At 37.5% G+C, this 24,088-nt stretch carries 24 protein-coding genes; 15 read left to right on the top strand and 9 right to left on the bottom strand.

Annotated elements, in window-relative coordinates:
• Positions 1-7 precede the first annotated feature (7 nt).
• From ACJ5H0_RS02605 to ACJ5H0_RS02580, 6 genes are all read left to right on the top strand, one after another.
• Complete coding sequence (locus ACJ5H0_RS02605; RefSeq protein ID WP_411246995.1) at positions 8-2,074, top strand: polysaccharide lyase family 8 super-sandwich domain-containing protein; 2,067 nt, start codon at positions 8-10, stop codon at positions 2,072-2,074.
• Between the two features lie 150 nt (positions 2,075-2,224).
• Positions 2,225-4,282: a glycoside hydrolase family 2 protein gene (locus ACJ5H0_RS02600; protein WP_411246994.1), complete on the top strand. Its 2,058-nt coding sequence runs from the start codon at positions 2,225-2,227 to the stop codon at positions 4,280-4,282.
• Between the two features lie 44 nt (positions 4,283-4,326).
• Positions 4,327-5,754, top strand: a complete 1,428-nt coding sequence (locus ACJ5H0_RS02595) for an alpha-L-fucosidase (RefSeq protein ID WP_411246993.1) — start codon at positions 4,327-4,329, stop codon at positions 5,752-5,754.
• A gap of 271 nt (positions 5,755-6,025) precedes the next feature.
• Positions 6,026-6,877, top strand: coding sequence for an SDR family NAD(P)-dependent oxidoreductase (locus ACJ5H0_RS02590; RefSeq protein WP_172282811.1), 852 nt, complete (start codon positions 6,026-6,028; stop codon positions 6,875-6,877).
• Between the two features lie 5 nt (positions 6,878-6,882).
• On the top strand, positions 6,883-7,137 hold the full coding sequence (locus tag ACJ5H0_RS02585) for an Atu4866 domain-containing protein (protein WP_411246992.1): 255 nt from the start codon (positions 6,883-6,885) through the stop codon (positions 7,135-7,137).
• A gap of 29 nt (positions 7,138-7,166) precedes the next feature.
• Positions 7,167-8,081: a helix-turn-helix domain-containing protein gene (locus ACJ5H0_RS02580; protein ID WP_411246991.1), complete on the top strand. Its 915-nt coding sequence runs from the start codon at positions 7,167-7,169 to the stop codon at positions 8,079-8,081.
• Positions 8,082-8,104: 23 nt separating this feature from the next.
• Here the strand turns inward: ACJ5H0_RS02580 and ACJ5H0_RS02575 are convergent, their stop codons facing one another.
• From ACJ5H0_RS02575 to ACJ5H0_RS02560, 4 genes are all read right to left on the bottom strand, one after another.
• A complete protein-coding gene (locus ACJ5H0_RS02575; protein WP_411246990.1) occupies positions 8,105-8,659 on the bottom strand; it encodes a hypothetical protein in 555 nt (184 codons plus the stop codon).
• Positions 8,616-9,437 (bottom strand): helix-turn-helix domain-containing protein, encoded by an 822-nt coding sequence (locus tag ACJ5H0_RS02570; RefSeq protein WP_411246989.1) that lies wholly within the window; start codon positions 9,435-9,437, stop codon positions 8,616-8,618. The genes ACJ5H0_RS02575 and ACJ5H0_RS02570 overlap by 44 nt, the downstream gene beginning before the upstream one ends.
• A gap of 18 nt (positions 9,438-9,455) precedes the next feature.
• Positions 9,456-9,857 (bottom strand): GlcG/HbpS family heme-binding protein, encoded by a 402-nt coding sequence (locus ACJ5H0_RS02565; protein WP_411246988.1) that lies wholly within the window; start codon positions 9,855-9,857, stop codon positions 9,456-9,458.
• 72 nt (positions 9,858-9,929) lie between these two features.
• Positions 9,930-10,718, bottom strand: coding sequence for an SDR family oxidoreductase (locus ACJ5H0_RS02560; RefSeq protein ID WP_273647981.1), 789 nt, complete (start codon positions 10,716-10,718; stop codon positions 9,930-9,932).
• Positions 10,719-10,934: 216 nt separating this feature from the next.
• On the opposite strand from ACJ5H0_RS02560, the gene ACJ5H0_RS02555 reads away from it, so the two are divergent.
• From ACJ5H0_RS02555 to pdeM, 5 genes are all read left to right on the top strand, one after another.
• Positions 10,935-11,957, top strand: a complete 1,023-nt coding sequence (locus tag ACJ5H0_RS02555) for a ligase-associated DNA damage response exonuclease (RefSeq protein ID WP_345988514.1) — start codon at positions 10,935-10,937, stop codon at positions 11,955-11,957.
• Positions 11,954-13,540, top strand: a complete 1,587-nt coding sequence (locus ACJ5H0_RS02550) for an ATP-dependent DNA ligase (RefSeq protein ID WP_411246987.1) — start codon at positions 11,954-11,956, stop codon at positions 13,538-13,540. The genes ACJ5H0_RS02555 and ACJ5H0_RS02550 overlap by 4 nt, the downstream gene beginning before the upstream one ends.
• Entirely contained in the window at positions 13,537-14,199 is a 663-nt protein-coding gene (locus ACJ5H0_RS02545; protein WP_411246986.1) for a DEAD/DEAH box helicase, read from the top strand. Before ACJ5H0_RS02550 ends, ACJ5H0_RS02545 begins: the two co-directional genes overlap by 4 nt.
• A complete protein-coding gene (locus tag ACJ5H0_RS02540; RefSeq protein WP_411246985.1) occupies positions 14,174-15,988 on the top strand; it encodes a helicase-related protein in 1,815 nt (604 codons plus the stop codon). Before ACJ5H0_RS02545 ends, ACJ5H0_RS02540 begins: the two co-directional genes overlap by 26 nt.
• 137 nt (positions 15,989-16,125) lie before the next feature.
• Entirely contained in the window at positions 16,126-16,770 is a 645-nt protein-coding gene (pdeM, locus tag ACJ5H0_RS02535; RefSeq protein ID WP_172282827.1) for a ligase-associated DNA damage response endonuclease PdeM, read from the top strand.
• A gap of 2 nt (positions 16,771-16,772) precedes the next feature.
• On the opposite strand, the gene ACJ5H0_RS02530 is transcribed toward pdeM, so the two are convergent.
• Entirely contained in the window at positions 16,773-17,297 is a 525-nt protein-coding gene (locus ACJ5H0_RS02530; protein ID WP_411246984.1) for a GNAT family N-acetyltransferase, read from the bottom strand.
• A 166-nt stretch (positions 17,298-17,463) separates the two neighbouring features.
• On the opposite strand from ACJ5H0_RS02530, the gene ACJ5H0_RS02525 reads away from it, so the two are divergent.
• Positions 17,464-18,195: an MBL fold metallo-hydrolase gene (locus tag ACJ5H0_RS02525; protein WP_411246983.1), complete on the top strand. Its 732-nt coding sequence runs from the start codon at positions 17,464-17,466 to the stop codon at positions 18,193-18,195.
• A gap of 6 nt (positions 18,196-18,201) precedes the next feature.
• Here ACJ5H0_RS02525 and ACJ5H0_RS02520 read toward each other — a convergent pair whose 3' ends face one another.
• A complete protein-coding gene (locus ACJ5H0_RS02520) occupies positions 18,202-18,543 on the bottom strand; it encodes a helix-turn-helix transcriptional regulator (protein WP_172282833.1) in 342 nt (113 codons plus the stop codon).
• 562 nt (positions 18,544-19,105) lie between these two features.
• Here ACJ5H0_RS02520 and ACJ5H0_RS02515 point away from each other — a divergent pair.
• Both ACJ5H0_RS02515 and ACJ5H0_RS02510 read left to right on the top strand, forming a co-directional pair.
• Positions 19,106-19,699, top strand: coding sequence for a Crp/Fnr family transcriptional regulator (locus ACJ5H0_RS02515; RefSeq protein ID WP_411246982.1), 594 nt, complete (start codon positions 19,106-19,108; stop codon positions 19,697-19,699).
• Positions 19,700-19,720: 21 nt separating this feature from the next.
• Positions 19,721-20,176 carry a PCC domain-containing protein gene (locus tag ACJ5H0_RS02510; protein ID WP_172282837.1) on the top strand — a complete coding sequence of 152 codons (456 nt, stop codon included), beginning with the start codon at positions 19,721-19,723 and terminating at the stop codon, positions 20,174-20,176.
• Positions 20,177-20,196: 20 nt separating this feature from the next.
• Here the strand turns inward: ACJ5H0_RS02510 and ACJ5H0_RS02505 are convergent, their stop codons facing one another.
• From ACJ5H0_RS02505 to ACJ5H0_RS02495, 3 genes are all read right to left on the bottom strand, one after another.
• Positions 20,197-21,087 carry an MBL fold metallo-hydrolase gene (locus ACJ5H0_RS02505; protein WP_411246981.1) on the bottom strand — a complete coding sequence of 297 codons (891 nt, stop codon included), beginning with the start codon at positions 21,085-21,087 and terminating at the stop codon, positions 20,197-20,199.
• A 179-nt stretch (positions 21,088-21,266) separates the two neighbouring features.
• Complete coding sequence (locus ACJ5H0_RS02500) at positions 21,267-21,845, bottom strand: 5'-methylthioadenosine/S-adenosylhomocysteine nucleosidase family protein (protein ID WP_273647974.1); 579 nt, start codon at positions 21,843-21,845, stop codon at positions 21,267-21,269.
• 149 nt (positions 21,846-21,994) lie between these two features.
• Positions 21,995-23,134, bottom strand: coding sequence for an MFS transporter (locus ACJ5H0_RS02495; protein ID WP_458796237.1), 1,140 nt, complete (start codon positions 23,132-23,134; stop codon positions 21,995-21,997).
• A 313-nt stretch (positions 23,135-23,447) separates the two neighbouring features.
• Here ACJ5H0_RS02495 and ACJ5H0_RS02490 point away from each other — a divergent pair, with 313 nt between their 5' ends.
• A complete protein-coding gene (locus ACJ5H0_RS02490) occupies positions 23,448-24,038 on the top strand; it encodes a TetR/AcrR family transcriptional regulator (RefSeq protein WP_411246980.1) in 591 nt (196 codons plus the stop codon).
• The last annotated feature ends 50 nt before the right edge of the window (positions 24,039-24,088 follow it).

Below are 24,088 nucleotides of genomic sequence, written 5' to 3'. Positions count from 1 at the left end.
AGTAATTATGAGAGAAAGAATGGGTATGATCCTTTTTTTGCTTGGAATTCTTCTGTACCGGGGCAATGATTTTGAAGTCATCAGACTGCGTATAGTGGAGGAACAGTGGGAAAACATAAATAATAGAAGTCAATTACTTAACGACACGAAAAGCTTTAGTCAATTGCTCCAGAATGGATTTTGGAAAGATATAGACTATACCAGTAAGGTACGTAGTCCATGGCCTCCCGCACAACACCTTCAGCGAGTAAAAATGTTAACCATAGCTTATACTGCTCCCTGGAGTAGCCTTAAAGGGGATTTTTCTATTTTCGAAAAGATTTCAGCGGCTTTATCGTATTGGAATCAGCATGAATGCCGCAGCACCAATTGGTGGCATAATGAAATTGGCACTCCAAGAACATTGGGTTTGATTCTGGTTATGATGCAGCAGGCAGGAGCACAAAAGCTAGCTCCCGTTCTTCAGGATAGCCTTATTGAAAAAATGAATGTCAGACGATTCAATGGAACTACCGGAGTCAATAAGATAGATTTTGATATGCATCTTTTTTTCATAGGAATACTTAAGCAAGATCCTGAAATCACTATGAAAGCGATCGAGGGAATGTATAGTGTCAATGTGACTACGGATAAGGAAGGAATACAACCTGATTTCTCTTATGCACAGCACGATATTATGCTTCATATTTTTGGATATGGCTCTGAATATTTCAAAGGGCAGGCTTCTATTGGCTATGTCACCCGTGAAACGGCTTTTAAGATGAAAGAAAGACATCTCCGTATCTTATCCAATTTTGTTCGGAAGGGAATATTGGCTCAGATTCGCGGACGTTATATCAATCATAATACCTTTGGTCGACAAATAAGCCGGAAAAATTTTACTGATGCCATAGATTTAATTCCTTATCTGGAAAAAATGAAAAGGATTGATCCCGAATATAAGAGTACTTATGATGACGCTTTGGCAAGAATTTTAGAGAAAAAAGACCCCGGTTATCATATCAAACAAGTATTTTCAAACTATTGGCGTACTGACTTTGCCTCTGTACAAAATAAAAGATTTTTATTTTCTGTCAAAGGTTCTTCTATCCATACTGCCCAGGCAGAAACTGATTACTGTGGTACCTATGGCCATATGGGAAATGGTGAAAATAACAAAGGAGGATATCGTTCTATAGGCTCTACTACCCTCTTGATTGATGGAAATGAGTATTATAACATCTATCCGATATGGGATTGGGCTAAAATTCCAGGCACTACTGCTCCACAAAAGGAGATTATCCCAGCTACCGATTATATCACGTACGGTACTTCTACTTTTTCAGGAGGAGTAACCAATGGGAAAATAGGAAATTTTGTTTTTGATATGCAAAACCAATTTAAAACAAATGCCCGAAAATCCTGGTTTATGTTCGAAGATAAAATCGTAGCATTAGGAACGGGGATTTCTTCTGAGGCCAAAGAGCGTGTGGTTACCAGCGTCGAACAAAACTGGGCAAAAGGAGATGTTTATCAACTGGGACCAAACTCTATACACAAAATAGAAGCACAAGATGAGAAAATACAACTGGAAGGTTCCGGTTTGTATCATAACAATACCGCTTATATTTTTCCTAAAAAGAAAAAGATCTTCCTTTCTAATGCAATACAATCCGGCTCATGGAATAGCATTGCTTGTGGGAGTAAAGATCCGGATGATATGGTGGCTCAAAGCAAAAAAGTTTTTAAATTGTGGATAGATCATGGTGTACATCCTAACCAAGCAGACTATGAATACATCATCTACCCTCAGATCAGATATAGAAAGGCTCGAAGGATAGCAGGGCAACAAGATATTTTTATTTTAAAAAATGACAATGAGATACAAGCAGTATTTGAAAAATCTACCCAAATCTTGCAAGCGGTTTTTTATCAACCCGGAAAGCTTCAGTTAAATGATCGTACTATTACCGTAGATAAAGCCTGTAATCTGATCATCGAACATCTCAATAATAAGCATCGCAGGAAAATTTATGCCTCGAGTCCCGATAAAAAAGAAAAAACAAAAGATACAGTCATGGTAGATATCTTATAAATGGACAGAAAATAAAATAAATGGAATTGCATATCAGAAAATATATACGCACGATTAAAAAATTGAAAACGATGTATAGTGTAGAAAGACATTTTAGAAAATTTGCAAAAAAAAAATACAACAGAGCTACCAATAGTAAAAGTACACTTTATGATCAGAAAAATCATGTTAGGCATTCTTATAGGTTTAATGATTTTAAAAACTGTGCCCCTTTTTTCACAAGGTCGCCAGGTTATTTCATGGAATACCGATTGGAAATTTCATAAAACTGACATTCAGAAAGTTAAAAAGGTTTCGGATACGGTTTGGTCTCAGGTCACGATTCCTCATACCTGGAATAGAGAAGATATGCAGTTGGGCAAAGATTTTTACCAGGGTAATGCTGTTTACGAAAAACAGTTCAAAGCAGATCCGGCGTGGAAAGGTAAACGGGTATTCATCCGTTTTGAGGGAGTGGGCAATGTGGCAAAAGTTCTGATTAATAATAAAATGGTTGGAGAGCATAAAGGAGCCTATAGTGCATTTTCTTTTGATATTTCATCATGGCTTCGATGGGATGAAATCAATACCTTACAGGTAGTGGCTAATAATGAAGCTAGACCGGATGTGATCCCTGTTAATCACCAGCTGTTCGGAATATATGGTGGCATCTACCGTCCGGTTTCGTTAATTATTACTGATCCTCTGAATATAAGTGTCGATAATTATGCAGGACCGGGGATTTATATTTATCAAAAAAATGTTTCTGAAAACCAGGCGGATGTATCTGTTTGTACAGAGCTGAACAATAAGACCAGGCAGCCACAACAAGCTGCTTTATTAGCTAATATTCAGAACCGGGAGGGACAAGTTATTCAATCAGCTGAACTTCCTGTAACAGTAACTGCACAGGGTTTACAACGTTATTGTCAGAATATACAGATTCAAAAGCCACATTTATGGAATGGTTTGGAAGATCCCTATCTCTATAAAGTAACCGTACAGGTTAAAAAGCAGGGGAATATAATAGATGAAGTTTCTCAGCCTCTTGGTATCCGTCACATTGAGATCAGTAAAGAAAATGGCTTCTCCTTGAATAATAAAAAAATAAAGATTCACGGAGTGACAAGACATCAGGATCGTTGGGGTTTCGGGAGCGCATTGAGTAATAAACAGCATGCCGAAGATCTCGAAGACATCCGTGATATAGGAGCCAATTCAATTCGATTGGCACATTACCAACAATCTGAATATGTATATGCAAAAAGTGATAGTATTGGTTTTTTGATCTGGGCAGAAATTCCATTTGTCAATACAACGACTGGACAGGAAAAAGACAATGCTTTGCAGCAGATGAAAGAGCTTATCCGGCAAAACTTCAATCATCCTTCTATCTATGTTTGGGGAATGCATAACGAAGTTTATGAAAAAAATGCCGGAGGCTATGTAAGCCAGGTAACCGCAGCATTGCACGATCTGTCAAAAACAGAAGATCCGGGACGGTATACGGTAAGTGTAAATGGATATGGAACCATGGAACGACCGGAAAATGGAGAAGGAGATTTACAAGGAATGAATCGTTACTATGGATGGTATGAAGGAGCAACCACTGATCTGGAAAAATGGATGAAGAAACTTGAGCAAGACTACCCTTCTAATAAAATAATTTTATCTGAGTATGGTGCTGATGGCAATATCTTCCAGCAAGCTGAAACACTACCGTTGGAATTTAATCCTGTAAATGGAACGTTCTTTCCTGAACAACGGGAAACACGAATGCATGAAATACAATGGGGAGCAATATCCAGATCCTCTTACCTGGTCGGCAGCTATTTGTGGAATATGTTTGATTTTGCAGTACCTCTTTGGAGCCGCGGAGGTATTCCTGCCAGGAATATGAAAGGATTGGTCACCTTTGACCGGAAAACAAAAAAAGATGTTTTTTATTGGTATAAAGCCAACTGGAGTACACAGCCTGTGTTGTATATTTCGGATAGAAGACTGGTCGAACGTACAGAAGCCACTACAACTATTACTGTATATTCTAATATTGGAGTTCCCGCTTTAAAGATTAATGGACGAAAAATATCAGATCCTGAAACGGGTACGACAGCTGTCCATTTTCTATTCAAAAATGTTTCTTTAAAAAAAGGTAGAAACAAAATCAATGTTCAGGTAAAAAAAGGAGGCAAAACATATACCGACGAGGTATATTGGAATTTGAAATAGCAATGGACTCTTATTCATTCGTATAATCTTAAAAAACTAATGAGATGCAATTACCTAAACAATATCTATTGATCTTTTTTTTAATAGGATCTCTTTCATTAATAGGACAAAATCATGAAAAGAAGTTGCTTAAGTACGGAGCACAATATGAAGGCAAACGGACAGATGCAGCTATGCAAAAATGGCGGAGCAATCGTTTTGGGCAATTTATTCATTGGGGTCTGTATGCTATTCCCGGAGGAGAATGGAAAGGTAAAACATATACCTATGCTGCAGAGTTCCTGAAATCAAGTGCCCATATTCCTAATTCGACCTGGGATTCACTACAATATCAATTTAATCCCGTAAAATTTGACCCGAAAACCTGGGCAAAGATGGCAAAGAAAATGGGTGTTAAATATATGACTATTACCACAAAACATCATGAAGGCTTTTGTTTATGGCCAACCCAATATACCAAGTTTAATATTGGAAACACTCCGTATAAAAAAGATATTATCAAAGCATTAGTGGATGCCTACAATTCAGAAGGGATTGACGTTAATTTCTATTATTCCGTCTTAGACTGGCACCATCCTGACTGGAGATACGATATTAAAACCAAAGAAGATAGTATCGCATTTTCGAGGTATCTTACTTTTGCACAAAACCAGCTCAAAGAACTTGCAGAGAATTATCCGAGTGTAAAAGGATTTTGGTTTGATGGAACCTGGGATCAATCCATAAAGAAAAATGGATGGTGGACATTACAGGTAGAACAAATGCTCAAATCCATTCGTCCGGGGGTTGTAGTAAACAGTCGATTAAGGGCTGATGACTATGGAGCACGTCATTTTGATTCCAATGGAAAGATGATGGGGGATTATGAATCAGGATACGAACGAAGACTACCCTCTCCTACAGATACTCAGGTTATTCACCGCGATTGGGAGGCTTGTATGACCATTCCCGAAAATCAATGGGGATATCATAAAAAATGGGATATAAGCTATACTAAAACGCCCCTTGAGCTTATTGAAATGTTGGTGCAAACCACTTCATTAGGCGGAAATTTTCTTTTGAATTTCGGACCAAAACCAGACGGAACGATACGAATAGAAGAACAACAAATAGCTGAACATATTGGAAACTGGATGAAAATAAACAGTGCTGCCATATACAATGCCGGACATGCAAAAGGCTGGCCACGACAGGACTGGGGATATTTTACACAAAATGAAACAACCGGAAAACTGTATGCTGTTGTTTTTAATATTCCCATTTCAGGAATTCTAAAAATTCAAACTCTGGAAGGCATAACAATTAGTAAAGCTTCATTCTTAGAAAAACCTGATGTTCCCATCACTGTTAAAGAAATAGCCAAAAAACAGGTTAATCTTTATTTGCCACAACAATCGTTCTCAGAACCTTTTGTTATTATTCTGGATACAATTAATGAGAATAAAAATAAATACATCGATGCAAAAACATAGTTTTTCAATTGTTTAAATATTGATCTTTTCTGTTAAATCCAATTAGAAATAATAAGATATTTCTCAAATTATTGGAAAGGACAATCCTTGAAAAACCATACTCAGTCGTTATCAGCTACGTATCATCTTCGATTTCAGAACGAAACGGAGAATCTAAATCAATAAAAATTACCATTCACGATTTGATTACATTTTTAGTTGATCGGGTTATCTTAAATTTTGATTTCCTTATGATCTTTGTATCATCAATTAAGATCAAAAAATTAAAAAAATGGAAACAAAAAAAGTATGGTTTGTTACAGGCGCTTCAAAAGGTTTGGGGCTTAGTCTGGTAAGAAAATTATTAAGTGAAGGATACCGCGTTGTAGCGACAAGCCGGAATGCCGAATCTTTGGTTAAAGAAATAGGTGATGCCTCTGATGCATTTTTACCATTGGAAGTTAATTTACAAGATGATTCCAGCGTAAAAGAGGCTGTGGAAAAAAGCATTGCACATTTCGGACAATTGGATGTTATTGTCAATAATGCAGGATATGGCCAGATAGGTACTCTGGAAGAATTATCGGACGAAGAAGCCAGAGAAAATTTTGATGTGAACGTATTTGGCTCCTTAAATGTAATCAGAAATGTTATGCCTTATTTACGGAATCAGGGTTCCGGAAATATATTTAACATTGCTTCTGTAGGAGGTTTATTTGGAAGTTTTCCGGGTTGGGGAATTTATTGTTCTACTAAATTTGCTGTTGCAGGATTCACTGAAGCGCTTGCTGAAGAAGCTAAAGCTTTCGGCGTAAAAGCTACAGTAGTTTATCCGGGCTATTTCCGCACAGATTTTCTTGCTAAAGGTTCTGTAAGGACACCTAAAAATACCATTAAAGCATACGAAGCAGCCCGTGAATCTGAGCAATTACACCTTGATACAATTAATGGAAACCAGGCCAACGATCCGGAGAAGGCTGCTGAAGTGCTTATTGCCATAAGTAAGGAGGCTCAGCCACCAGTGCATTTATTGCTGGGAAATGATGCCTATGATATACTTAAAAATAAAATAAATATGATTAACCAAGATGCGGAACAGTGGAAAAATTACACATTGTCTACCGCATACACAGAACTTTCATAATAAAAATGAATAAGACCATCGAAGAAACAAAAGAATACATCGGAATGTGGGTAACAGAGGATGGGTACGTCCGTCATGAATTGCTGCCGGGCAACCGGTATGATGAAGCACGTGGCTCAAGAGAAAGTGCTTATCAGGGAAGTTATATCGTTTCCGGTAATCATATTGATTATAAAGATGACACAGGATTTACAGCTGACGGAGAGTTTAAAGAAGGGATATTATATCATGGAGGTATGATTTTGTACAAAGAAAATTGATTCACTAATTTAGCATCATAGTATAAGATATGGAAAAGACATTTCGCTTTAATTCGATTTCCGAGTTTCATCATTTTTGTAATCTTGAAGGACCTGAACATCCGCTGATCAGTCTGATTGATTATAGCAGGGTTTCTTACCCTGTGAAGGATGATGAAATGAAATGGATTCAGAATTTTTATTCTATTGGTTTAAAGCGGAATGTTAATGCTAAATTTAACTACGGACAGCAGGAGTATGATTTTGATTCCGGGGTTTTATCATTTGTTTCTCCTTTACAGTTTTTAAAGGTGGAGATCAATCAGAATGCTAAAGTGGAACCTACAGGCTGGATACTTCTGATCCATCCCGATTTTCTGTGGAATACGTCGCTTGCCAAAAAGATCAAATCTTATGATTTTTTCCAGTATGCAGTGAATGAAGCTTTATTTCTTTCAGACAAAGAGGAAAAAGCTATTGTAGAAATTCTGCTGAATATAGAAAGAGAATACCGTTCTAATATCGATAAATTTACCCAGGACCTGATCATTGCACAGATAGAACTGCTTCTCATATATTCCGAGCGTTTTTATGAAAGACAGTTCCTGACCAGGAAAAAATCCAATCATGAAGTCATAGAACGTTTTGAACAAACAATTTCTAAATTCTTTGATCATGAACGGATCATTAGCAATGGTTTGCCTACAGTGAAAGCTATTGCTGAAGAAATGAATATTTCTCCTAATTATCTGGGAAGTCTGTTGCGTATTCACACTCAGCAAAGCACGCAGAACCATATTCAGAACAGGCTCATCGACTATGCAAAGGAACGGCTAAGCACAACCAGTCTGTCCGTTAGCGAAATTGCCTATGAATTGGGTTTTGAGCATCCGCAATCTTTCAGTAAACTTTTTAAACAGAAGACAGCCCAATCCCCATTGGAATTCAGAAAGTTTTTTTCATAAAAGATTGTTTCTATGTTTACCTTTTACTTGCTAAGTTCTTGTAAAAAAGAAAGATAAACATTCAGCCTGGCATGAAATAAGGTATCTGTAATCGATAAAGTTAAAAACAGAATAATACACCCTGCTGAAAAACCTTTTATATACATACCGCTTGCCAGAAGGTAGATTATAATGGAAACCAGCAGCAATGAACTCCAGATTGTTTTAAAAACGACATAACTTTTACTGTTGGCTTTTCCTTTGGAATGCTCTTTACTAATAATTCTCTTTTGATTTTCTAAATATTGCTGTTCTATTTTGCGAACCTCTTTGTCTTTTGTGATCAATAAATAGCTGCCATACCCTAAAAGCATGATGACCAGTAAAATTAATGGAATAATGAGACCTTTATAAAAGATTTTATTGATTTTAAAACAATAGCAGATGAGCGGTATACAAAAAATAAAGGCCCAGGCCAACATGATTTTAGCCTGAAGCAGATCCCCTTTTGCCCAATAATGAAGTTGCTGAATATAATTCATCATAATTAATACATCAGGATACTGATTGTGGTGAAATTTCAGAAGTAGTAAGACCATATTTTTCTTTAAATGAATAATAGAAATGGGACAGGTTTTCAAATCCAAGATCCAGATAGATGTCAGCCGGTTTTTTATTTTTATGTTTGATAAGATAATACGCTTCCTGCAACCTTTTTTCCTTAAGCCATTTTTTAGGAGGCATATTGAATGTCTTCTGAAAATCACGCTTGAAGCCTGAAAGACTACGCCCTGTAAGCTTTGCAAAGGCATCTATAGAAAGATTAAAGATGAAATTCTTATTCATAAATTCCTTCAGGTCCGTTTTATGGGGATCGGAAAAATCAAAAAGCAGATTTTTAAAATCAGGATTACTCTGTAAAATAAGCTCAATAGCTTCTTTCACTTTTAAGGAAGCAAGATTGGAGCTAATTGTTTTTGTTTTATCGATGTAAGGAGTTAGCGAAATAAAATAGTTCGAAAAGAATGCATCCGATTCAAAGAATATTTTCTTGTTATTATGGAATACTTCGTCCGTTACTACTTTATTTTCAGCGGCATATTGCCGTAAAGTTTCTTTATCCAGTGTTATAGAAATAAATTGGTATTTTGCACTTTTGGCAGGATACTTTATGGTCCTGATCAGCTGGTTTTTTCTCACCAGAACCACTGTATTTTCCTTTATAACGGTTTTCCCCTGATCATGGAAAGCGTGGGTTTCACCAGACAGCTGAAAACCAAGGAAATGATCAGGAATAAATTCCTCATGTCCCCTGTGTTTTTCAAATGCACAGGAATACACCAGTTGATTAAATAATATTTCAGATTGTTCAGCCATTATACAAATATGCAAAATTTAAAAAATAGAAGAGGCTCCTTCAAGTGCTATTTCTCTATCCTGCTCCACAGTACCTCCCGAAGACGCGATAGCACCTATTATATTCCCTTTTTCATTCCTGATGACTACGCCGCCTGCAATTGTAAGGAGACCGCCGTTTGAATTCAGCATGCCATATCCGTGAATGTCTGTGCCAGCAATGATGGTTCCCATTACCTCCGTGTCTACTCCGAACATAACGGCCGTTCTTGCTTTTTTTATAGCAAAATCTATCACTCCGTATACACTATCTAAGCGGGCAAAAGAAACCAGATGTCCTCCGGTATCTACAACGGCGATGCTTACGGGAATACCAAGTGTTTCTGCTTTTTTAATTGATTCGTTTAACGCTTTTGTTGCTTCGTGATAAGTAATATTCATGTCGTTTAAATTTAAATGGGAGAATGAATGCATGAACAATAATATTCATGCATTCTATAAGTAAATGTGTTTTTAGCTCTTTGCGCTCCAGGCTTCTGTTTGTAATTGTTTTACAAAATCCTCGGTTTCCTTTGGATGTAAATTTCTGAAGTTGCTATGGTCATCCAACGTAACATTTACAATAACATCTGCCATAGATTGAGGATCCAGTTGATGGGCTAACGATTCTTCAGCTCCTGCAAAAGCAGATTCCGGAGTGAAGTTTTCTTTAGGATCATACCAATGTCTTATGGAATCCACTCCCCTGTCGTTAAAACCGGTTCCGAATACTCCCGGATTGCATGTCGCAATTTTGATGTTAAAAGGAGCCAGTTCTGTCTTTAAGCCCTCAGCTATAGCTTCCAGAGCATGTTTTGATGCGCAGTATGCTGCCACGTACGGAACCGTCCACAAACCACCCATAGAAGAGGTAAATACTATTTTTCCGCTTTTCTTTTGAACGAATTTTTTAATGAATCCCTGAGCGAGTTCCAAAGCCCCGAATACATTCACCTCAAACATTGAACGGATAAGATCCAAAGGCTGTTCAGCAATAGGTCCGCCTTCCATAATACCGGCGTTGCTTATTAAAATATCAATATCATATTTTTTTAAGATATAAGCGATATCTCTTGAATTGGTAACATCCAGTTTATCAACAGTCATTTCTACCCCTTGCTCTTTGGCTTCACGGATCATGTCGCTCATCTGGGGGTATACCTGTGTTGTAGCAATTACATGGTGTCCTTTTCTTGCTAAATCGAAAGCGGCTATTTTTCCAAATCCGCTTGCTGCTCCTGTAATTAAAATCGTCTTACTCATTTTGTACTTTTTATGGGTTAGTCATAAGACAAATTTCAGATTTATACAGTCTTTGTTTATTGGTGAAAAGTCCAATGTTTTATTGCTGGGAAGTTCACGCTGAAAAATGATTATTTTTCATGATTTAATGATAATTGGTCAGCTTTTTGAATGATAAATTAAACCAAATCGCTATAAAAGCATTATATCTTTTATCGATAACAAAATATACCTCATTTGAAACTAATTACATTCACAAAAAAAGGAATATACTGCCCCCAGGGTCAGTTTTACATAGATCCGTGGCGTCCTGTAGATCTTGCGGTTATAACGCATGGCCATGCTGATCATGCCCGTTGGGGAATGAAGAAGTATTTTTGCCATGATTTTACAAAACCTATTTTATACCAGAGAATTGGTCCCGATATCGAATGTCAGAGTGTAGGATATGGAGAAGTTACCACGATCAATGGAGTAAAAGTTTCCCTTCATCCTGCCGGACATATAATCGGTTCTGCCCAGGTCCGGTTAGAATATAAAGGATATGTAAGTGTGATTTCCGGAGATTATAAGGTTCAGGATGATGGATTAAGTACACCCTTTGAATTGGTAAGGTGTAATGAATTTGTTACTGAAAGTACCTTCGGACTTCCCATCTATAATTGGCTGGATATTGAAGATCTTAATAAAAAGCTTCAGAACTGGGTGTTGAGAAATAAGGAAAATTCCAAGACTTCAGTTTTTGTAGGATATTCTCTTGGAAAAGCTCAGCGTATCATGAAAGCTGTAGAGGGCCTGGGTAAGATACATGTCCACTACTCTATCGGAAAGCTTAACGAAGCGTTTGAAAGTGCCGGAATCGTCCTGCCTGAGTATGAAATCCCGGATTTCAGAGAAAGCATAAAACACCTGCAGGGTGAAATTGTCATTGTTCCGCCTGCTTTACTGGATACCAATATTATCCGCAAAATACCGGATGCCGCTACGGCAATTTGCTCCGGCTGGATGCAGGTTCGCGGGGCCAGAAGATGGCGGAGTGCTGATGCAGGGTTTGCAATGAGTGACCATGCGGATTGGGGTGGATTGTTACAAGCTGTAAAAGCTACCGAAGCTGAAATAGTACATGTAACCCATGGCCAGACTGAAGTTTTTTCAAAATACTTAAATGAAATAGGAATTAAGGCGGATGTGGTAGCCACCCAATTTGGCGACGATGAAGAAGAGGCTGAAAAAGAAATCATTGAAAACCCCGAATCATGAGACATTTTGCAGAACTGATCAACGCTTTGGAAAGCACCAATAAAACCAATGCCAAAATTGATGCGATCATTGATTATCTTGAGCGTGCTCCTGATGAAGATAAAGTATGGTTTATTGCCTTATTTACAGGCAAAAGACCCAAAAGGAATGTCAATACAAACTATATGAAAGAATGGGCTTTGGAGATTACAAAGCTGCCTTTCTGGCTTTTTCAGGAAAGCTACTCTTCTGTCGGGGATCTTGGAGAAACACTTTCTCTGATTCTTCCGCAACCTACCGAAAAAATAGAACGAAGTCTTTCACAGTGGATGAATGATATTGTGAACTTAAAAGAAAAGACAGAAGCTGAGAAAAAAGAGTTTGTCTTACAATCGTGGAATGGGCTGGATTATACGGAACGATTAATATTCAATAAATTACTGGGCGGAAGCTTCAGGATCGGCGTATCGGATAAAACACTGATTAATGCGCTTACAAAGTATTCCGGACAGGAAGCCAGTGCACTAATGCACAGTATGATGGGGAAATGGAATCCCGGTGAAGTTTCTTTCCAGGAACTGATCTCCGCCGAAAAAGTAAATACAGATAATTCACGTCCTTATCCATTTTGTCTTGCCTATCCTTTGGAGAAAGAGCTTTCGGAATTGGGAGATCCGGATGAATGGCTCGTCGAATACAAGTGGGATGGAATCCGCGGGCAGATCATCAGGAGAAATGATGAAGTATTCATCTGGTCCCGGGGTGAAGAGTTGGTAACAGAACAGTTTCCTGAAATTGCAGAGTCTGTAAAGGCCGTGCAGGGGAATTTTGTCATAGATGGAGAAATACTTGCGGTAAGGGATGATAAAGTTTTAAACTTTAATGAATTACAGAAAAGGTTAAACCGTAAAAATGTCACCAAAAAAATGCTTACTGATGTTCCTATCGAAGTATTTGCCTATGATCTTATTGAGCTTGAAGGAAATGATCTGCGCGAAAAACCTATCTCAGCCAGAAGAGCAATGCTCGAAGAATTATTCCTGAATGAAAATCCCGAAAAATTAAAGCTGTCAGCAATCGTTGATTTTGAAAAATGGGAGGAACTGGATCAGATCAGGGAAAGCTCAAGGGATATTAATAGTGAGGGTTTAATGCTTAAACAAAAGAACTCTCCGTATCATTCAGGACGGAAAAAAGGAGATTGGTGGAAATGGAAGATCAATCCCATGACCATTGACGCAGTGCTGATCTATGCTCAAAAAGGAAGTGGCCGACGAAGTGCTTACTATACCGACTACAGTTTTGCAGTTAAAAATGGAGATTCACTGGTAACAATTGCTAAGGCTTATTCAGGATTGACGGATAAGGAGATCATGGAAGTAAGCAGGTTTGTTAATAAGAATGCGATTGAAAAATTCGGTCCTGTCCGGACTGTAAAGGCGGAACTTGTTTTTGAAATTGCTTTTGAAGGAATAGGTTTCAGCAGCAGGCATAAAAGCGGGGTGGCTCTACGTTTTCCGAGAATCGTAAGATGGCGGAAAGACAAAACGGTCGATGAAATTGATGATCTCGAAGAAATAAAAAAAACTGATACAATAGTTTGAGTGCTTTTGAACATACCAACGGATTTAAGGTTATCCAGCAATGGATGGCTGAAAAAGGCAATACCCCATTTAAATTCCAAACGGATACCTGGTGGAAATTTGGAAACGGATACAGCGGAATGGTTATTGCGCCTACGGGATTTGGTAAGACCTATTCCGTGTTTTTGGCGTTAATTACAGATTTTCTTAATCATCCTGAGAAATTTAAAAAAGGACTTAAAATGATCTGGATCACTCCTCTCCGATCCCTTTCCAAAGATATTGCTAAAGCCATGGAAGAAGCTATCAATGAAATCGGGTTGGATTGGACAGTAGGTGTCAGAAATGGTGACACTGATCCTAAAACCAGACAGCAGCAGGTAAAAAATATGCCTGAAATCCTTGTCGTAACACCGGAAAGTTTACACCTGCTTCTGGGACAGAAAAATCATGTCAGGTTTTTCCAGAATCTTCATTGTATCGCTGTAGATGAATGGCATGAGCTGCTGGGATCCAAAAGAGGTGTGATGGTGGAACTGGGAATTTCGCAGGTCAGAAAATACGCTCCAACACTAAAGATCTGGGGAATTACCGCCACAATAGGCAATCTTGAAGAAGCAATGGATGTTCTGATACCGTATGATGTAAAAAAAAGTGAAGATCACGGCCAAACAACATAAAAAGATCGATATCATTCCTGTTTTTCCGGATGAAGTTGAAATTTTACCGTGGGCTGGGCATCTCGGGGCTAAACTGGCAGATAAAATTGTTCCCATCATTCTGGAATCCAAATCTACCATTGTTTTTACGAATACCCGGAGCCAGAGCGAAATGTGGTATCAGCTGCTTTTAAATGCATATCCTGATTTTGCCGGGCAAATTGCCATTCACCATAGTTCCATAGATGCTCATTTAAGGATCTGGATTGAAGAAAACTTAAGTAACGGCAAATTAAAGGCTGTTGTTTCTACTTCATCTTTAGATTTAGGTATCGACTTTAAACCTGTTGATACAGTGATCCAGATAGGATCAGCAAAAGGAGTCGCAAGATTTCTGCAACGGGCAGGAAGAAGCGGACACTCCCCTTTTGAAACTTCAAAAATATATTGTGTTCCTACCCATTCCCTGGAGCTGATCGAGGTGGCAGCATTGAAGGAAGCCGTCAAACAGAAAGTTATAGAGCCCAGGGAACCTCAGGTTTTGTGTTTTGACGTATTGGTTCAGTTCCTGATGACTTTAGCTGTAGGTGATGGTTTCTACCCTGACGAAACCTATCAGAGAATTAAAAACATTTATACTTTCCAGGAAATAAGGGATGAAGAATGGCAGGCTATAATAGATTTTCTTACCATTGGCGGCAGTGCTCTGAAAAGTTATGAGGAGTTTCATAAGGTAGTTATTATGGAAGATGGTTTGTTTAAAGTTACTTCCCGCAAAATAGCTATGCTGCACAGAATGAACATGGGAGCGATTGTAAGTGATGCCATGCTGAAAGTGAAATTTATTTCCGGAGGCTATATCGGAATGGTTGAGGAATATTTTATTTCAAAGCTTAAAAAAGAAGAGAAGTTCATTTTGGCTGGAAGAGTTCTTGAGGTAGCAATGGTGAAGGATATGACCGTTTATGTACGGTTGGCAAAGGGAAAAGCTCTGGCTCCGAGCTATCTTGGAGGAAGGTTACCTTTAAGTTCAAATCTAGGGCATTTCTTAAGGGAAAAACTTTCCGGTGCATTGAATCCTTCATCTTCGGAAAAAGAGCTGAAATTTTTACATCCATTATTGGTTAATCAGGAAAAAAGGTCCCATATACCGAGAGAAGATGAGTTTCTGGTAGAACTTATTAAAAACAGAGAAGGTTACCATTTGTTTATGTACCCTTTCGAGGGACGTTTAGTGCACGAAGTAATGGCAGCCCTGATCGCTTTCAGGATTTCAAAACTGGCTCCCATTTCATTTTCAATGGCCATGAACGATTACGGATTTGAATTGTTCAGTGATAAGGAGATTCCGATACATGAAGATAATCTGCAAAAGATCCTGACCCGGGATAATCTTATGGTTGATGTAATATCGAGTATTAATTCGGCTGAAATGGCCCGGCGAAAATTCAGGGATATTGCCGTGATCTCCGGAATGGTGATTCAGAATTTTCCGGGACAACAAAGATCGAACAAAGCTTTGCAAAGCTCAGCAGGCCTTATTTTTAAAGTACTCGAAGACTATGATCCCAATCACTTCCTTGTTCGTCAGGCCTATACGGAAGTCTTCAACATGCAGCTTCAGGAGCAAAGGCTCGTGGAAGCTTTTAAGAGAATAGAAAAATCAAAGATTGTTTTAAAATATTCCAATACTTTTACCCCTTTAAGCTTTCCTATTAAAGTTGACAGTCTTCGTCAGACGCTTTCAAGTGAAGGGTTAGATACGAGGATACAAAAGCTGATACAACAGGCGACTAAGGGAAGAAAATAGAAAAAGAGAGTAAATAGCGCAAAGAAAAAAGAGAAAAGAGAAAAGAGAAAAGACCGGAATACTCAATAATCTTTAACTTTGCCTCTAACCTCTAACCTCTAACCTCTAACCTCTAACCTCTAACCTCTAACAAATAAATGAACATCGCCACAAAAAACGTAACCATTCAATCTGAAATCTTCACCTTAACCAATCAGCGCGCTGTATTTTGGAAAAAAGAGAAAGCACTGATTTTATCCGATCTTCACATTGGGAAAACAGCTCATTTCAGAAAAAATGGAATTGCTTTGGCGAACCATGTAATGAAAAGTGATCTGGAGCGTCTTTCTGTGCTGATTGCTTATTTTCAGCCTGAAAAATTTATCATGGTAGGCGATCTGCTTCATGCCGGAAATAATTCTGACGTGGATGAATTCTGTGCATGGAAAAATCAATACCCGGATCTGAAATTCTATCTCGTGGAAGGAAATCATGACCGGATTTCCAAAGTGCTGGATGAAAAATTATGTCTTGATTTTAAAGCTGATGTGCTTGAATTAGGAGATATCCTGTTTATTCATGATTTCGACAATTCGAATCCGAAGTTCCAGATTACAGGGCATATCCATCCGGGATTTGTCATCAGTTCTCCGGTTAAAAACATCCGTCTTCCATGTTTTGTAAAAACATCCGGACAGTTGCTTCTTCCGGCTTACAGTGAATTTACCGGATTAGATACGAAGAATCTTCCTAAAGGAGGAAAATTCTTTGTTTTTACCGATGCCGAGATCTATGAAATTTAAAATTATTTATTCAATGTTTTCTTCATCATAAGATCTGTCTGTTCTTCATTGCCTAAACGGAAAATATGTTTGTCAAATTCCTCAAAACCGTTCTTTTTATAAAAACTAACAGCCCTATGGTTTTCTTCCCATACGCCAAGCCAGATATAAGCCTTATTTAGCTCTTGGGCAGTGTTTAATGCTTTTTCATAAAGAAGCTGACCCACTTTTTTACCGTGATGGCTGCTCTTTACATAGATTCTTTCAATTTCAAGTGACGAATGGTCCTGTAACTCAGTCTGTGCAGTTCCAGAATTCAGTTTCAGATATCCGATCGGGTTATCTTCTTCCCATGCAATAAAAAAATAAGATTCGGGATTATTCAATTCATCAGTCAGTTTTTCTTTATTAAAACTTTTTTCAAGATAAAGATCCATTTCTTCTTTGGAATTGCTTGCTGCAAAGGTTTCCGAAAAAGTTTCTTTTCCGAGGATCTGCAGGATATCCAGGTCTTCCGGAAATGCTTTATTGAGTATTATCGAGCTCATATTTACTGTTGCTTATTACTAATTGCAAAATTACAAATAGATTATAAAAAGGGATGGATACAGAGTTAATAAAAATTGACATTTTTGATAATAACATTGGTTTTACCGATAGTTTGTATTGAAAATAAAGTTTTCAATATTTACAAATATTCAGGAAATTTGCAACATGAAAATCATTCCACTAAAAGAAGGTAATTTTGTAGCCAGCCCAACCAAAGACTTCAGTCTTTTAACCACGGGGAAAATTGATCTTGCCCAAGGAATAAAAATGGCTGTACAACCTTTTCTGATCATTACTAAAAATGATTATATTCTGCTTGATACCGGATTGGGCTGGAAAAATCAAACAGGAAAAATGGTTATTTTAGACATTCTGGAGAAAGAAAATATCAGCCGTCATCAGATTACCAAAGTCCTGCTCTCCCATTTACATAAAGATCATATCGAAGGAGCAATCCGGCACCTAGAAACCGGCTTTGAGGCTACTTTCCCCAATGCTGACCTATATATCCAGAAGCGTGAATTGGAATATGCACGTGAAAATACAGGAAATCCATCGTTTGATTTTGAGACCTTGGATAAGCTTGTTCAATTACCAAACATCGTCTGGATGACTGATGATAAAGGCAGCATTACCAGTGAAATTTCTTACCAAGTGGTTGGAGGACATACTCCTTTTATGCAGGTTTTCTGGATAACTGAGGATGGGCAAACGGCCTTTTATGGTGCTGACGATTTGCCACAGGAATCCTATCTGCACTATCATCTCGCTTATAAAAGCGATTTTGATGGCAGAAAAGCTATGGAATTACGACAAGACTGGCAAAAGCAAGCCGAAGAAAAACATTGGAATATATTACTGTATCACGATCTTGATAAAACTTCTATACAGTTCTAAATCCTCCTATAAATCATTAAACCACTTGTAAATGTCTGTTTCAGAGGGAATGAACAGCTTTTTTCTGATTCTGTTTTTCCTGTTCTGGATGGCTTTTGGCGTTACAAAAGTATAGGTTGCAATCTCTTTTGTTGATAAATTCAGTTTTAGATAAACACAAAAAATCAATTCCGAATTTTTTAAATCGGGTTGTATAAGGGATATTTTTTCAAAGAAATTGGGATAAACTAATCTGAATTTATTCAATAGACGTGGAGAATTTTCTTTGGCTAATGCTATAATTTCGTCTTGAGCAAAAAATTTTTCGTTTAAATCTTCTAAATTAAATCCAGGTTTTTCGTTTTTCATAATATTTTTCTCATCTCTACTAGTTTCTGCAACGTTATCATTTTATTACACTGCTACAGAGTTTAATACGCTTTCTCACTATTATTTTTAATACATTTAGAATCTTCTGATTGTTATTGAAAACAATAGGAACACCATTAATTTTTTAGACTGAACTATTTTTTACAATTCCTTCATACCTTTAAAAATAAAGTTTGCTTTAACAAAGACAAAGAAAGAAAAAATGATTAAATTTTTGTTAAATTAAAATACCACATAGATACCACGCGAGTCTCTCTATAGTGCCGGTCAGATTTATTTTTAGTGTTTTTTCCAGATTCCGCATTTTTTAAATGAGAATTCAAATGTACACCGCTTCACTCATTACTTTTTATGATCATGATCAATGTTTTTCTATTTTGTTATAGCAGCATGTTTCCACATACCGACAAATAAAATACGTGGTACTGATGTGGTACGTTATTTTTAGGAAATTACCGAAAATTAGTCTCTCTTTACTAAACAAAGGTAGCGGCTACCTTACCAGCATATTTAATTTTTAACCTTATAAGCTGATATTACCATGATAAATGAAGATCTATTGCTTTCCTATGGAGCAGAAGTTAAAAATTATAAATCAGGCGACACGATATTCCGGGAAGGAGAACTTGCACTACATTACTACCAAATTATTAAAGGAAAAATAAAACTCAATAATTATACGGAAGACGGAAAAGAATTCATTCAGAATATTTTTTCGGATGGGAATAGCTTTGGAGAATCCATTTTGTTTGTCGATAAGCCCTATCCCATGAACGCGGAATCCCTTACCCCCTCCACAGTCCTCAAACTCTCTAAATCGGATTTTTTAATTTTAATGAAAGAAAATCCTGAAGTTTCCAACAATATTTACCAGTGTATGGCAGAACGGATGTATTACAAATATGTTATGTTGTATAATCTTTCCGTTCAAAATCCCGCTTCCAAATTAAAACTCTTAATGGATTATCTTAAAAGCTATGACGAAAATAAGACCCCGTATTCTTTTCAAATCTCTTTAACCAGGCAACAATTGGCTTCTTTAACAGGGCTTCGTGTAGAAACTGTAATTCGTGTTATAAAAAATATGGAAAAAGAAAATGAATTAAAAATTGTGAACCGAAAAATTTTCTATTAATTTTAAGCAAAACTAACTATCATGAATTCACAAATTGTTACCGGCAATCTATGGACCGCTCACAGAATTGAAGATTACTACATTGTAAAGCTTCAGGACAAAGCAGATGTTCTCGATGCTTTAAATGATTTTGTCTCGTATGAAAGGATCAAATCAGGAAATTTTTCGGGTGTAGGAATCGTCAAAGAGATGACCCTTCGCTTTTTAGAGCCTATTGTAAAGAAGTATTTATATACCCATTTAAATAATCCCATAGAAATTCAGAATATTTCAGGAGCTGTTTCAGATCACGAAGGAAAAATATCCGTTTCCTTGAATGCTACCCTCGAATGGAGAAATGAAACCACATTGTCGGGTCAGCTGATTGATGCTAAAGTGCATGGTTGTACGGAATTCCTGTTTTATTCTGCAGATGACCGGATAATCACCGATGAGTTTCTGGACCTCTGCCATACCAGCTTCTGGAGTTTTAATTAATTGTATTATCCAAAAATACTTCAGATCCTTATTGAATAGGGATCTGATTGTGCTTTCGGAATCCATTGCCAGCCTTTTTCGGTTTTCCCGATATATCCTATCCCCGGCCACGGAAGATGGCAGGTGGTCACTAAAGTATTGTTGGCAGAACAACTTTCTAAAATCCGTTTTCTGGTAGCAACTCCTTCTTCAAAATTAACATCCCATTGGGTGCCCCACTCCGGATGAGCAATGAGCAAAGAAGAATGAACAACATCTACGAGGTGTGTGATAGATTGGTCACCGGAAAATATATGCAATATACTATGCCCGGGTGTATGGCCGGGTGCCAGTTCTGTTTTGATGCATGAGAATAATACATCGCCGGGCTCAAAAATAGTAAGCTCATTTTTAATCGCTCCAAGGATATCGGTTTGTATTTTTCCTGTTGGATAAACAGTCATTTTGCTTTTGGAGAAATCTTTTGCTTCGCTGTTCCAGAAGTTATATTCCGGAGCCGGTATGTGATATTTTGCATTAGGATATCTTCTTCCGCCATCTTCAAAAAGGATTCCTCCGATATGGTCCCTGTGTGCGTGCGTGATCAGGATGTCCGTAACGTCTTCCGGCGAGAATCCTGCTTCCGATAAGCTATTTTGAAGCCAGCCAGCGTTTACGGGATCATGATACCCTTCGCCGGTATCCACAAGGATATGACGGTCTCCTCTCTTGATAAAAAGGGTGGTAATAGGCATCTCGTATTCAGATCCGGGTAAGTGTAAAGATTTTAAAGCATCCTGTACATTCTCTTCTTCAATTTCAGGAGCTAAAATAGGTTGTGGATTGCCTATTCCAAAATATCCGTCCGATACAATATAAACATCCATTTCCCCCATTGGAATATGGATCGATGCGCTATTTTTTGATTTCATTCGCTTTCTAAATTAATATATTCCTATATCAGTTTTCAAAAACTGTTTTAAATAAGAAACACCAGATCATAAGAACTGGTGGTAAATTGATTTACTATATTGCAAAATTAAATAATTTTATAAATAAAAAAAATACTTTAAATTAAAATTAATCCTTTCTGACAGGCAATTTCTGTTATTTAAAACAACAACTTCCTGAATGCCTCGGCAGCAAGATGTACCTGTACCGACCAGTCGTCAGCAGCATCACTGCCAGCATCATCCGAAATATATTTCAAACTTAGAAAAGGAATTTCCTCCTTCATCGCAATCAATGCCAGAGGATAAGCTTCCATATCCACTACATTATAATCTGTTTCTATATGATCCGTTTCAAAGCTGTCACCACTTCCGCATATCCCCTGTTGTACTCCATCCATTTTCAATCCGTATTCGAGGACAGGTGGAATTCCCGATAACGGAGTCTCATATTTTTTAAACCCAAGACCTCTTACGTCCATATCGCGCTGGATAAATTTTGTGCAACAAACAATTTCTCCTTTACCGAATGTTTTGCTCCCTGCGGAACCCAGATTAACAATTAGCTTCGGTTTTCTGGAATGGATTTCCCTGGTGAGTGCTGAGGCAGCATTCACCTTTCCTATTCCGGTGATCAGTTTATGGGTATCATTAAAAAGATCTGCGGCTTCAGATTCCAGTGCGAAAACAAAGAGGGTGCCTTCTAACGGATATGTATGCTCAGAATTAATTGCTATCATGAGTAATAATTTTTAGAAATAACGGATGCAAATGTATTTATTAAAAAGCATATAAAAAATCTGTGCAGATGGTTTTTTCTCACACTGTTCAAAACATAGTTAGATTTGGTGTTGCGTGTAAAGACTCATCCCAAAAGGGTTGAGTCTTTTTATACGGATAAACAGTTAATCGTTTTTCCACCAATTATTTCAGCAGTTTTTTTTCCAAGGCGAATGCTGTATAATGTAATCATTACTGTAATCACAAGGAATAAAGCTCCGATCCATGGTGTACTTCCAATTCCTAAAGATGATGTTACAATAAGCCCACCTGAATAGGATCCTATCGCAATTCCGATATTAAAGGCGGCAATATTAATGCCTGACGCCACATCCTGTGTTCCCGGAAGTTCCTTTTCTGCAATCTGAACCACTAAAAGCTGTAATCCGGGAACACTGGCAAAAGATAATGCTCCGAGGAAGAATAAGGTTATAATACTTAAAACCGGACTGTGAACCGTAAAGTAAAAAAGAAATAAAACCAGACCTTGTGCTATAAACATCCATAATAATGCTTTCAGGGGATTTTTGTTAGCTAACCTTCCTCCGATAAGGTTTCCCAGAGCAATAGCAATTCCATAAATCAGTAAGATCAACGTTACAACAGATTCTTTCAGCCCTGTAATTTCCTGCAGAATTGGTGATAGATAAGTGAAAACGACAAAGGTTCCGCCATATCCCATAGCTGTCATTAAAAAGGCAAAAATTAAACGTTTATTGGTAAGTACTTTTAACTGTTGTTGTAAAGAAGCTGTTTTTCCATTTTGTAAATGGGCAGGCACAAGAATCATACTGGCCAATAACCCGATAATTCCTAAAATAGCGACTCCGATAAAAGTTGCCCGCCAGCCAAAATGCTGTCCGATAAACGTTCCAAGTGGAACACCGGTAACAATGGCTAAAGTGAGGCCTGCAAACATAATCGATATTGCCGTAGCTCTTTTTTCCTCAGGAACTAAAGATGCTGCGATCGTAGATCCGATAGAAAAGTAGACTCCGTGAGCAAATCCTGTTAAAATTCTGGCTAAAATTAATGTAATAAATCCAGGGGCTATTGAAGCTAATCCATTTCCGATAACGAATAGGATCATAATGGAGATCAAAAGCGTTTTACGGGGTACCTTACCTGTTAAAGCTGTCAAAACGGGAGCTCCTATGGCTACTCCTATAGCATACAAGCTTACCAATAAGCCTGCTGAAGGAATGGAAATACCTAAATCTCCTGCTACTGTTGGTAAAAGACCTACGATAACGAATTCTGTAGTTCCGATTCCAAATGCACTGATCGTTAATGCCCATAGCGCAGCAGGAAGGCCTTTTTTTTATCTTTTGGGTGACTGTTTTGTCAGAAACAGCTATTTCATTCTGATGATTCATTGTATTATGTTTTTGGTTGTTCTTTTAACAGGACAAAGTTCCGATGAAATTCTGTATTATGAAAATTAGTTAAATAGTAGTTATTTATTATAATTATAATAGTTTAGAGGTTGAATTTAACCGGATCCGAATTTGTAATGATGAAAAAATATTGTTTATTTGTAGAAAAATACCGGTTAGTATCTAATGAAAAAATCTGAAGCCACCCGACTAAACATTCTCCAGAAAGCATTTGAACTGATTTATTCCAATGGATATCAGACAACAAGCGTAGACGAGATCATAGCAACCACCCAGGTTACAAAGGGAGCTTTCTATTATCATTTCAAAACAAAAGATGAAATGGGGCTGGCCATCATCAATGAATTGATGAAAACTACCTTTCAGGATACTTTTATTGCTCCCTTTAAAAATACGGATGATCCATTGGATACTGTATATCAATTGATGTATTCCCTTCTGATGGATAATGAATTTTTAAAAGTAGAATACGGTTGCCCTGCTTCGAATTTCACACAAGAAATGGCTCCATGGAATATAGAATTCACAAAAGCACTGAACAGTTTGTCGGGCCAATGGGAGGAAGCAATGATCCAGGCAATTGAGAAAGGCAAAGAAAATGGAACGGTTAGTGAAAAAGCAGATGCTAAAGGAATTGCAGTCTATGTAATGTCTGGCTATTGGGGAATCCGTAATTTAGGAAAATTAGAAAACAACAAATCAGTTTATCTTGCTTATTTAAAGCAACTTAAGGTTTATTTACAAGGCTTTCAATAATTTTTTTACTTAAAAACATACTAATTAGTATGTTTTTATTATATCTTTGT

Source organism: Chryseobacterium proteolyticum, from assembly GCF_046591535.1.
Taxonomy (GTDB): domain Bacteria; phylum Bacteroidota; class Bacteroidia; order Flavobacteriales; family Weeksellaceae; genus Chryseobacterium; species Chryseobacterium proteolyticum.
The sequence above is the reverse complement of the archived record's forward strand: the minus strand, read 5'-3'. Positions and strand labels throughout refer to the sequence as shown.

Excerpts from the sequence above, each read along its gene's own strand:
- ACJ5H0_RS02605 (WP_411246995.1), top strand. The coding sequence starts at position 8 with ATGAGAGAAAGAATGGGTATGATCCTTTTTTTGCTTGGAATTCTTCTG.
- ACJ5H0_RS02600 (WP_411246994.1), top strand. The coding sequence starts at position 2,225 with ATGATCAGAAAAATCATGTTAGGCATTCTTATAGGTTTAATGATTTTA.
- ACJ5H0_RS02595 (WP_411246993.1), top strand. The coding sequence starts at position 4,327 with ATGCAATTACCTAAACAATATCTATTGATCTTTTTTTTAATAGGATCT.
- ACJ5H0_RS02590 (WP_172282811.1), top strand. The coding sequence starts at position 6,026 with ATGGAAACAAAAAAAGTATGGTTTGTTACAGGCGCTTCAAAAGGTTTG.
- ACJ5H0_RS02585 (WP_411246992.1), top strand. The coding sequence starts at position 6,883 with ATGAATAAGACCATCGAAGAAACAAAAGAATACATCGGAATGTGGGTA.
- ACJ5H0_RS02580 (WP_411246991.1), top strand. The coding sequence starts at position 7,167 with ATGGAAAAGACATTTCGCTTTAATTCGATTTCCGAGTTTCATCATTTT.
- ACJ5H0_RS02575 (WP_411246990.1), bottom strand. The coding sequence starts at position 8,659 with ATGGTCTTACTACTTCTGAAATTTCACCACAATCAGTATCCTGATGTA.
- ACJ5H0_RS02570 (WP_411246989.1), bottom strand. The coding sequence starts at position 9,437 with ATGGCTGAACAATCTGAAATATTATTTAATCAACTGGTGTATTCCTGT.
- ACJ5H0_RS02565 (WP_411246988.1), bottom strand. The coding sequence starts at position 9,857 with ATGAATATTACTTATCACGAAGCAACAAAAGCGTTAAACGAATCAATT.
- ACJ5H0_RS02560 (WP_273647981.1), bottom strand. The coding sequence starts at position 10,718 with ATGAGTAAGACGATTTTAATTACAGGAGCAGCAAGCGGATTTGGAAAA.
- ACJ5H0_RS02550 (WP_411246987.1), top strand. The coding sequence starts at position 11,954 with ATGAGACATTTTGCAGAACTGATCAACGCTTTGGAAAGCACCAATAAA.
- pdeM (WP_172282827.1), top strand. The coding sequence starts at position 16,126 with ATGAACATCGCCACAAAAAACGTAACCATTCAATCTGAAATCTTCACC.
- ACJ5H0_RS02530 (WP_411246984.1), bottom strand. The coding sequence starts at position 17,297 with ATGAGCTCGATAATACTCAATAAAGCATTTCCGGAAGACCTGGATATC.
- ACJ5H0_RS02525 (WP_411246983.1), top strand. The coding sequence starts at position 17,464 with ATGAAAATCATTCCACTAAAAGAAGGTAATTTTGTAGCCAGCCCAACC.
- ACJ5H0_RS02520 (WP_172282833.1), bottom strand. The coding sequence starts at position 18,543 with ATGAAAAACGAAAAACCTGGATTTAATTTAGAAGATTTAAACGAAAAA.
- ACJ5H0_RS02515 (WP_411246982.1), top strand. The coding sequence starts at position 19,106 with ATGATAAATGAAGATCTATTGCTTTCCTATGGAGCAGAAGTTAAAAAT.
- ACJ5H0_RS02510 (WP_172282837.1), top strand. The coding sequence starts at position 19,721 with ATGAATTCACAAATTGTTACCGGCAATCTATGGACCGCTCACAGAATT.
- ACJ5H0_RS02505 (WP_411246981.1), bottom strand. The coding sequence starts at position 21,087 with ATGAAATCAAAAAATAGCGCATCGATCCATATTCCAATGGGGGAAATG.
- ACJ5H0_RS02500 (WP_273647974.1), bottom strand. The coding sequence starts at position 21,845 with ATGATAGCAATTAATTCTGAGCATACATATCCGTTAGAAGGCACCCTC.
- ACJ5H0_RS02490 (WP_411246980.1), top strand. The coding sequence starts at position 23,448 with ATGAAAAAATCTGAAGCCACCCGACTAAACATTCTCCAGAAAGCATTT.